The organism is Phenylobacterium sp. (assembly GCF_035276905.1).
Lineage (GTDB): Bacteria > Pseudomonadota > Alphaproteobacteria > Caulobacterales > Caulobacteraceae > Phenylobacterium.
On the sequence record NZ_DATELG010000043.1, the window covers coordinates 1 to 8,703 of the forward strand.

General features: G+C 68.6%; 8 protein-coding genes. 3 read left to right on the plus strand and 5 right to left on the minus strand.

Annotated features, from left to right (window positions below):
* The 5 genes from VJS38_RS01670 to VJS38_RS01690 all read right to left on the minus strand — a co-directional run.
* Positions 1-506: CoA transferase subunit A (locus VJS38_RS01670; RefSeq protein WP_414692401.1), on the minus strand; the 506-nt coding region annotated here is incomplete at its 3' end.
* A gap of 143 nt (positions 507-649) precedes the next feature.
* Positions 650-1,816 (minus strand): isovaleryl-CoA dehydrogenase, encoded by a 1,167-nt coding sequence (locus tag VJS38_RS01675; protein WP_324086418.1) that lies wholly within the window; start codon positions 1,814-1,816, stop codon positions 650-652.
* Between the two features lie 35 nt (positions 1,817-1,851).
* Positions 1,852-3,492 (minus strand): long-chain-fatty-acid--CoA ligase, encoded by a 1,641-nt coding sequence (locus VJS38_RS01680; RefSeq protein ID WP_324086419.1) that lies wholly within the window; start codon positions 3,490-3,492, stop codon positions 1,852-1,854.
* A gap of 127 nt (positions 3,493-3,619) precedes the next feature.
* The gene (locus VJS38_RS01685; RefSeq protein ID WP_324086420.1) at positions 3,620-5,266 is read right to left on the minus strand and encodes an alginate O-acetyltransferase AlgX-related protein; all 1,647 of its coding nucleotides are present in this window, start codon (positions 5,264-5,266) and stop codon (positions 3,620-3,622) included.
* Positions 5,266-6,705 (minus strand): MBOAT family O-acyltransferase, encoded by a 1,440-nt coding sequence (locus VJS38_RS01690; RefSeq protein ID WP_324086421.1) that lies wholly within the window; start codon positions 6,703-6,705, stop codon positions 5,266-5,268. The genes VJS38_RS01685 and VJS38_RS01690 overlap by 1 nt, the downstream gene beginning before the upstream one ends.
* Before the next feature lie 212 nt (positions 6,706-6,917).
* Here VJS38_RS01690 and VJS38_RS01695 point away from each other — a divergent pair, with 212 nt between their 5' ends.
* The 3 genes from VJS38_RS01695 to VJS38_RS01705 form a co-directional block, all read left to right on the plus strand.
* Complete coding sequence (locus VJS38_RS01695; RefSeq protein ID WP_324086422.1) at positions 6,918-7,520, plus strand: hypothetical protein; 603 nt, start codon at positions 6,918-6,920, stop codon at positions 7,518-7,520.
* A 420-nt stretch (positions 7,521-7,940) separates the two neighbouring features.
* Complete coding sequence (locus VJS38_RS01700; protein ID WP_324086423.1) at positions 7,941-8,228, plus strand: hypothetical protein; 288 nt, start codon at positions 7,941-7,943, stop codon at positions 8,226-8,228.
* Positions 8,229-8,333: 105 nt separating this feature from the next.
* On the plus strand, positions 8,334-8,703 hold a 370-nt coding region (locus VJS38_RS01705; RefSeq protein ID WP_324086424.1), incomplete at its 3' end, for a TonB-dependent receptor plug domain-containing protein.

The window sequence follows — 8,703 nt, forward strand, 5'->3', positions numbered from 1 at the left end:
GCGACCGTCACCTTGCCGGCGCTGGCCATCATCGGATTGAAGTTCCGCGCCGTCTTCCGATAGACGAGGTTGCCTTCCGCATCGCCCTTCCAGGCCTTGACGATCGACAGGTCGGCGGTGAGCCCGCGCTCCATCACGTAGCGCTCGCCGTCGAACTCGCGCACCTCCTTGCCCTCGGCCACCAGGGTGCCGACCCCGGTGCGGGTGAAGAAGGCGGGGATGCCGGCGCCGCCGGCGCGGATGCGCTCGGCCAGCGTGCCCTGCGGATTGAACTCCAGCTCCAGCTCGCCCGACAGGTAGAGCTTCTCGAACAGCTTGTTCTCCCCGACGTAGCTGGAGATCATCTTCCGGATCTGCCCGCCCTCCAGCAGGACGCCCAGGCCGAAGCCGTCGACCCCGCAGTTGTTGGAGATCACCGTCAGGTTCTTCACCCCGCTCTCGCGGATCGCCGCGATCAGGTTCTCCGGGATGCCGCACAGGCCGAAGCCGCCCGACATGATCGTCATGCCGTCGAACAACAGGCCCGCCAGGGCCTCGACGGCGTCAGCCTGAACCTTCTGCGTCACCGCTTGGCCCTCCGTTCGCTCACGCGCTTGCTGCAGTGCGATATCAAAGCCGAGGGGGGTTGGAAACCCGCGGCTGGCGAGGCTCAGCCGCCGATCAGCTCGCGTCCGATCAGGAACCGGCGGATCTCGTTGGTGCCGGCGCCGATGTCGTAGAGCTTGGCGTCGCGGGCGAGGCGCTCGACCGGGAAGTCCCTGGTGTAGCCCGCGCCGCCCAGCGCCTGGATCGCCTCCAGCGAGACCTTCACCGCGCTTTCCGAGGCCATCAGGATCGCGCCGGCGGCGTCGAAGCGGGTGGTCAGGCCCGCATCGCAGGCCCGGGCCACCGAATAGACGTAGGCGCGGGCGGAATTGAGGGCCACGTACATGTCGGCGACCTTGCCCTGCATCAGCTGGAAGGCGCCGATCGGCTTGCCGAACTGCTTGCGCTCGCGCACGTACGGCAGCACCACGTCGAGGCAGGCCTGCATGATGCCGAGCGGCCCCCCCGCCAGCACCGTGCGCTCGTAGTCCAGCCCGCTCATCAGGACGCCGGCGCCGCCGCCCACGGGCCCCAGCACGTTCTCCTCGGGGATCTCGCAGTCCTCGAACACCAGCTCGCCCGTGTCCGATCCGCGCATGCCCATCTTGTCGAGCTTCTGGCCGACCGAGAAACCCTTGAACCCCTTCTCGACGATGAAGGCGGTGATGCCGCCGCTGCCCTCGCCCGGCGTGGTCTTGGCGTAGACCACCAGCACGTCGGCGTGGGGGGCGTTGGTGATCCAGAACTTGGTCCCGTTCAGCGCCCAGCCGTCGCCGCGCGGCTCGGCGCGCAGCTTCATCGACACCACGTCCGAGCCGGAGCCGGCCTCGCTCATCGCCAGCGCGCCGACGTGCTCGCCGCTGATCAGCTTCGGCAGATAGCGATGCTTCTGCTCGTCGGAGCCCCAGCGGCGGATCTGGTTCACGCACAGGTTCGAGTGCGCGCCATAGGAGAGGCCCACCGCCGCCGAGGCGCGGGAGACCTCCTCCATCGCCACCACGTGCTCCAGATAGCCCAGGCCCAGGCCGCCGAACTGCTCCTCCACCGTGATCCCGTGGAGGCCGAGCTCGCCCATCGGCGCCCAGAGCTCGCGCGGGAAGGCGTTGTCCGCATCGATCCTCGCCGCCAGCGGCGCGATCTTGTCGGCGGCGAACCGCGCCGTGGTCTCGCGGATGGCGTCGGCCGCCTCGCCGAGGTGAAATTCGAGCGCTGGAGCGGCTGAATACGGCATGTACGTTTCTCCCCGACGGCTGGTTTGGCGCGGTTCTAACCTTTCGAGGCCGTCGACGGCAGCACATAATCCTTCATGCGCTCGCGAAGAACCTTCTTGTCGACCTTGCCGGTCGGCCCGAGCGGGATGTCGCTGAGGAACACGACGTCGTCCGGCAACCACCAGCGGGCGATCCGGCCCTCCAGGAAGTCCAGGAAATCCTGGCGCGTCGCGGTTTCCGCCGCCTTCAGCTTGACCAGCAGGATCGGCCGCTCGTCCCACTTCGGGTGGCGGACGCCGATCACCGCGGCCAGCTCGGCCTTCGGGTGGCACATCGCCAAGTTCTCGATCTCGATCGAGGAGATCCATTCGCCGCCGGACTTGATGACGTCCTTGGCGCGGTCGGTGATCTGCATGAAGCCGAACGCGTCGATGGTCGCGACGTCGCCGGTGTCGAAGAAGCCGTCCCCGTCCAGGATGCCCTGGTCCTCCGCGCCATAGTAGGCGCGGGCGACGAAGGGGCCCTTCACCTTGAGATGGCCCGAGGTCTTGCCGTCATGGGGCAGGGGGCGAGCCGCCTCGTCGGTGATCCTCATCTCCACGGTCAGCGGCGCGCGGCCCTGCTTCATCCGCTCGCGGAACTGACCCTGCGGGTCGAGCGCCAGGGTCTTGGCGGTGGGCATGGCCTCGGCGCCCAGCGGCGAGGTTTCGGTCATGCCCCAGGCGTGGATCACCTCGACGCCGTAGTCGTCCTGGAAGGCGCGCACCAGCGCTTCCGGCGCCGCCGAGCCGCCGATCACCACCCGCTTTAAGGTGGCGAGCCGCTCGCCGCTCTGGCGCAGGTGCTGCAGCAGCATCTGCCAGACGGTGGGCACGGCGGCGGAGAAGGTCACGCCCTCGGTCTCCAGCAGCTCGTGCACCGACGCGCCGTCCAGCTTGGCGCCCGGCATCACCAGCTTGGCCCCCGCCGCCGGGGCCGAGAAGCTGACGCCCCAGGCGTTGGCGTGGAACATCGGCACGATCGGCAGCACCACGTCGCGCGCACCGATCCCCAAGAGGTCGCCGCTGAGGGTCGTCAGGGTGTGCAGGAAGTTGGAGCGGTGGGAGTAGAGCACGCCTTTCGGGTTGCCGGTGGTGCCCGAGGTGTAGCAGAGCCCCGCGGCGGTGTTCTCGTCGAAGCCGCCCCAGGCGAACCGGTCCGGCTGCTCGCCGATCAGGGTCTCGTAGCAGAGCACCCTGGGATCGCCGGCGGCCGGCATGTGCGCCTCGTCGGTGAAGACGATGAAGCGCTCGACGCTCGGCATCTTGTCGCGGTGGGCGAGCAGCAGCGACGCGAACGTCAGATCCGTCAGGACCAGCTTATCGGCGGCGTGGCCTATGATGTAGCAGAGCTGCTCGGGGTGGAGCCGTGGGTTGAGCGTGTGGCAGACCGCGCCCATGCCCATGATGGCGTACCAGGCCTCGAGGTGGCGCGCGGTGTTCCAGGCCAAGGTGGCCACCCGGTCGCCGGGCGTGACGCCCAGAGCCTGCAGCGCGTTCGACATCCGCTTCGCCCGGCTGTGCGCCTCGGCGTAGGTGGTCCTGACGATCGGCCCTTCGACCGAGCGCGTGACGATCTCCGTATCGCCGTGCCAGTTCTTCGCGTGGTCCAGGATCTTGTCGACCGTGAGCGGCCAATCCTGCATCAGGCCCAGCATCGCACCTCCCTTGGGACGCCGCCCTCGTATGTCTTGGCGCCGGCGCCCCTCTCTCTCTCTTCTGCGCCAACGTAGCGTCGCAGGCGGCGTTCCGCGGCGGTTTTCAGCCTATTCTAGGCTCCACGGCTCAGCGGAAGAACAGCCAGCCGGAAGGAAGGCGGGCGGCGCTTGCCCCGCGCAGGGTCAGCCGTCCGCCGGCGAGTTCGATCACCGTGTCGGCGCCGACCTGGCGGACGGTGTAGGCGACGCCCGGGGGCAGCTGCACGCGGTCGCCCTCAGCGCTCGAGAAGTCCGTCACCACGTCGTTCCCGAAGCCCGGAGCGAAGTAGAAGACGTCGGCGTCGCGGCCGCCGGTCAGGGTGTCGTCGCCGCGGTCGCCCGAGATCCAGTCCCGGCCCTTGCCGCCCGAGACGAAGTCGTCGCCGCGTCCGCCGCGCAGCGTGTCATCGCCGGCCCGACCGTTGATGCTGTCGTTTCCCCCCAGCCCGTTGATCACGTCGGCGCCTGGCGTGCCCTGCAGAAGGTCGGCGCCTGGCGTGCCGCTGATGGTGTTCGCGCCGCTCCGGGTCGAGCCGGGCGCTGCGGCCTGCGGGACCTCGCGATGGGGGGCCGCGAACGCGGCGTCGATCCGGGCCCGCGCAGCGTCCGAGGCGGGAGGCGAGCTCGCCATGGCGAATACCGCGCCGCTCTCGATCACCTCGCTGATGACCACGTCGGGGTGGAAGCGTTCGACCAGCTCCGGCCGCCAGAAGCCGTCCTGCAGATGGACAAGCACGATGCGGCTGAAGTGGCTCTCCAGGAACGGCAGCAGGGCCAGGCTGAAGGAATCGCGCACCAGCAGCAGCACCGGCTTGCCGGCGAGGCCGGTCTCGATCACCTGCGGGGCGGTCCAGTCCTGCTGCGGCGTCAGCCAGGTGGTCTTCGGGTCGAGCGCCGGATCGACGAACTGCGGATAGTCGGCGTCGACGAAGCCGGCGATGCCCAGCATCTGCGAAAGGTTCTGCGGCTTGAAGGGATCGTGTTTGATCTCCTGGAAGGCGCTCAGCGGCTTTGGGCCGTCGGTGGCGCCGGCCGCGGCGAGCCGCTGCACGACGCTGTAATAGGCCGCGTAGGCGCCGAGACCGGTCCAATGGGTCTCGAAAGGATTGTAAACCTGCAGGCCCCAGTCCGCTTGCTGTTGCAGGATGGGTGCGGGATAGACGAGCTCGCCGGCCTGGGCGGTGCGGTTCAGCCGCCAGAGCAGGGCCGCCGCGCGATTTTCGTCCGGTCCGTGGTACCAGGCGGGGCCGTGCTGCGGCTCGATGATCTCCTTGTCGGAAGCGATCAGCACCAGATAGCGCGCGCCGTGCGCCTTCAGCCACTCGGTGCGGCCGGCTAGGCCCATGAGCCAGTCGCGCGCCTGGGCGTCGGTGTAGGCCGGCGCGTTGCGCGCCTGGGCGAAGTGCTCGCCATTGTCGAAGTAGAGCCAGCCGTCGCGGCCGACGATCACCCGGTCGGTTCCGCTAACTCCCAGCCGGTAGCGGAGGTAGTTAAGCGCCGCGATCAGCTGTTTGCGGGCCGGGAAATGGTCGCCCACGTAGGTGTCCATCGCCTTGGGCCAGGCGCGCAGCTGGGTCCAGGTTCGAGGCCGCGTGGGCGCGTGGGCTAGCTTGCGGTTCTCGTTCACCTTGGCCTTCGGAGCGGCGTTCGGCAACACGAAGCCCGCGACCAGCACCGCGAGGCACGCGATGGTCAGCTTGCGCCAATGGCGCCGGGAATCGAAGTGAGGGCGCATCAAAAGCGGAAGTAGAGGAAGGGGTTGAGGCTGGAGCCGGCCAGCTTCGCCACGCTGAGGGTCAGGCCGGCGACCAGCAGGGTCGTCGACAGCACGTGGACTCCGTGGGTGTCGAGCCGCGCCGGCAGGTGCTCGGCCGGGATCAGCTTCGGCCGGCGAAGCCGCGCGCAGATCCAGGGCAGCACCGGCATGGAGAAGACCGAGCCCAGGGCCAGCGCCGCCAGCGCCTCGTTGCTCAGCAGGACGCGGAGCGCAACGTCGGGGGCGTGGAACGCATCGAGGTGGGCCATCGCCTGCCAATAGTGGACGGCCTGGTCGAAGCTCGTCGCGCGAAACAGCACCCAGCCCAGGAGCACGGTCAGGATCGCGTAGACGTGGCCGACCAGCCGCGGCGCCCGATCCAGCGCCTTGCCGAGGCCAAAGCGCTCGAGAAGCAGGAAGGCCCCGTGGTAGAATCCCCAGGCGACGAAGTTCCACGCCGCCCCGTGCCAGAAGCCTGTGAGCAGGAAGACCACCATCAGGTTGCGCACGGTCTTCCAGAGGCCGTGCCGGTTGCCGCCCAGCGGGATGTAGACGTAGTCGCGGAACCAGGACGACAGGCTGATGTGCCAGCGCCGCCAGAACTCGGTCAGCGAGCGCGAGGCGTAGGGGTGGTCGAAGTTCTTCGGGAAGGTGAAGCCCATCAGGAAGGCCAGCCCGATGGCCATGTTGGAATAGCCGCAGAAGTCAAAATAGATCTGCAGCGTATAGGCGAAGGCGCCGAGCCAGGCGGTGGTGGCGTCGAGGCTGGCGACCGGCATGTTGAAGGCGTGGTCGGCGAGCGGCGCGACGGTGTTGGCCACCAGCACCTTCTGGCAGAGGCCGACGATGAAGTACTGCAGGCCCAGGCCGATCTGGCCGGTCTTGCGACGGTCAGCGTGCAGCTCGTGGCGGATGTTGGCGTAGCGCACGATCGGTCCTGCGATCAGGTGCGGGAACATCAGGATGTAGGCGGCGAACCGCGTCAGGCCGCGCTCGACGGGAACGGCCCGCAGGTAGACGTCGGCCACGTAGCTGATCAGCTGGAAGGTGAAGAAGGAGATCCCCAGCGGCAGCGCCAGGTGGATCTCGGGCAGCGGGCGTCCCGGGAGCGCGGCGTTCAGGTTGTGCGCCAGGAAGCCGGCGTACTTGAAGAAGCCGAGCACGGTGAGGTCGAGGGCTATGACGCCCGTCAGCACGGCGCGGCGCGAGCCGTTGGCCTCGGTCCGGGCGATCGCTTGGGACGCCGCCCAGTTGACCAGGATCAGCGCGCCCAGCAGCAGCACGTAGGGGCCTTCGCCCCAGACGTAGAACACCACGCTGCCGGTGAGCAGCGCGCCCGTCCGCCAGCCGCTCAGGTAGTAGCCGAGCAGGAAGACGGGCAGGAAATAGAAGATGAAGATGATCGAGCTGAACAGCATGGGGCCTGCAGCGCCTGCCGACTCACCGCAGGCCGCCGTCACCATGCGGGAAGCGGCCCAAGCTCCGCAACATGCCGCGCAGCCGCGGGTAAGGTGCGGCTGAGCCGGCCGTCCGGGTTTCCCCGTATGGGGCCGCCCGCCGCGCCGCGTCAGGATGAGCCTCTGCGCTCGGCGGGGCGCGCCGTCCCTCACGTCTGCACGGATCACCAACCATGACCCCGAAACTTCGAGTGCGCCCCGCAGCCGGCCTCGGCGCGATCGTCGCCGCTGTCAGCCTCGCCGCCGCGCACGCCCAGGCGCCGGCCGGGGCGACCGCGGTGAAGAGCGTCACGGACGTGCAGCAGGTCAGCGAGAAGGTCACCGTGGTCTCCGTCGACCCGGCGACCCGGCATCTGGTGGTGCGCAAGCCGTCTGGCGAGACGTCCTCGCTGAAGGTCCCCGCCGAGGTCCGCAACTTCGACCAGCTGAAGCCCGGTGACACCATAAGCGCGACCTATACGCTGGAGGCGGAGTTCGCGCTGTCGCCGCCGAACAAGCCGCTGCCCGAGGACACCCAGACCGTCATCACCGCCCGCGCCAGCCGCGGCGAGCTGCCGGCCGGCGTCATCGCCAACCATCTGGTCGTGACCGGCGCGGTGCTCGGGGTCGACACCCAGGCCAACACCGTCCGGGTCGTCAGTCCGAAGGGCGGCGAGGTCCACACCTTCGCCGTGACCAGCCCGGAGGGACGCCGGCTGATCAGCCAGCTCAAGCCCGGCGACAAGGTGACGGCCTATGTGACCGAGAGCATCCTGATCGCCGCCCAGCGGGGGTGAAGGAGCGGAATCCGTCGCTCCAGGGCTCTCCTGAGATGCGGCCGGTCGAGCCCGGACTACGTCTGCGATGCAATGGCGGCCCGCGGTTCAGGAATGTGTCCGGCTGCAACGCGCCGCCGTATCAGCGGCGCCCTCAGGCCCTGCTGTCGACGTGAAGGGGGGCGAGAAGCCGCGCGCCGGAGCTCTCAACGGAGATACCCAGTGCCGACTTCCGCCCGCCCAATCCCTCCGGCGCCGCAACCGGCGCCCGGCCCACGGCTCCGCTTCACGCCTGCCGAATGGCGCCGTCTGCTGGAGGATGCGTCCTTCCTCCAGGACAGCGATAACTCCTACGCGCCCCGCAAATTGATGGGCGTTCCAGTTGAGATCGTTCCAGATCATCGCTTCGGATAAATAGAGGGGCAGGCCGGGAGAGGCGCGATGGAGCGGTTTCCGAACATTCTCAACGCCGCCTCCAACCTGCTCGGGATCTGCTTCCTGATCATCACCGGCCTGAGCCTGACGGGCTCGAACAGCCGCTCCTACGCGGACGAGACCGCCTGGGGCTCGGCCATCTGCTTCCTGATCAGCATCGGGCTCTCCTATTACGGCATCCGGACCGCGAAGACCGCCGAGGGGCTCGCGGTCTGGGCCGATCGGATCTTCATGCTCGGCATCGCGATCCTCACCGCCTCCATCCTCATCGTCGGCTTCGCCCTGGCCCGCTGATCATTCACCGGCGCTTTTGCGACTCATTCTTATTGCCAAGTCTTCCTTCTGCAATTAAGAGCTACTCGCAACTAGCTGGTCGGGAAAACAGCAATGCGAGAGGCGATGGGTATTGTGGCGTATGTGCGCAAGCGGCCGTGCGTGGCGGCGGCGGCGCTGGCGGGGGCGATGAGCCTGGCGGGCGTAGCCCATGCGGAGGACGCCGCAGCGGCCGCCAACGAAGTCGCCGACCTGAACGTCGTCGGCAAGCGGGCGCTCGACCAGCAGACTGGGCTCTCGGTCATGCCGACGACGATTCAGGACACGCCCCAGGCGATCACCGTCATCGACGCCGCCAGGCTGAAGGCCCAGGGGATCAACAGCCTCGAGCAGGCGCTGCGCAACGTGCCCGGCATCACCGTCGCCATCGGCGAGGGCGGCACGCTCAACGGCGATCAGTTCAAGATCCGCGGCTTCGACGCCAAGGACGACGTCT

What these genes read in the sequence shown, in the direction of transcription:
- VJS38_RS01675 (WP_324086418.1), bottom strand. Translation starts at nt 1,816, where the DNA reads ATGCCGTATTCAGCCGCTCCAGCGCTCGAATTTCACCTCGGCGAGGCG.
- VJS38_RS01685 (WP_324086420.1), bottom strand. Translation starts at nt 5,266, where the DNA reads ATGCGCCCTCACTTCGATTCCCGGCGCCATTGGCGCAAGCTGACCATC.
- VJS38_RS01690 (WP_324086421.1), bottom strand. Translation starts at nt 6,705, where the DNA reads ATGCTGTTCAGCTCGATCATCTTCATCTTCTATTTCCTGCCCGTCTTC.
- VJS38_RS01700 (WP_324086423.1), top strand. Translation starts at nt 7,941, where the DNA reads ATGGAGCGGTTTCCGAACATTCTCAACGCCGCCTCCAACCTGCTCGGG.
- VJS38_RS01680 (WP_324086419.1), bottom strand. Translation starts at nt 3,492, where the DNA reads ATGCTGGGCCTGATGCAGGATTGGCCGCTCACGGTCGACAAGATCCTG.
- VJS38_RS01695 (WP_324086422.1), top strand. Translation starts at nt 6,918, where the DNA reads ATGACCCCGAAACTTCGAGTGCGCCCCGCAGCCGGCCTCGGCGCGATC.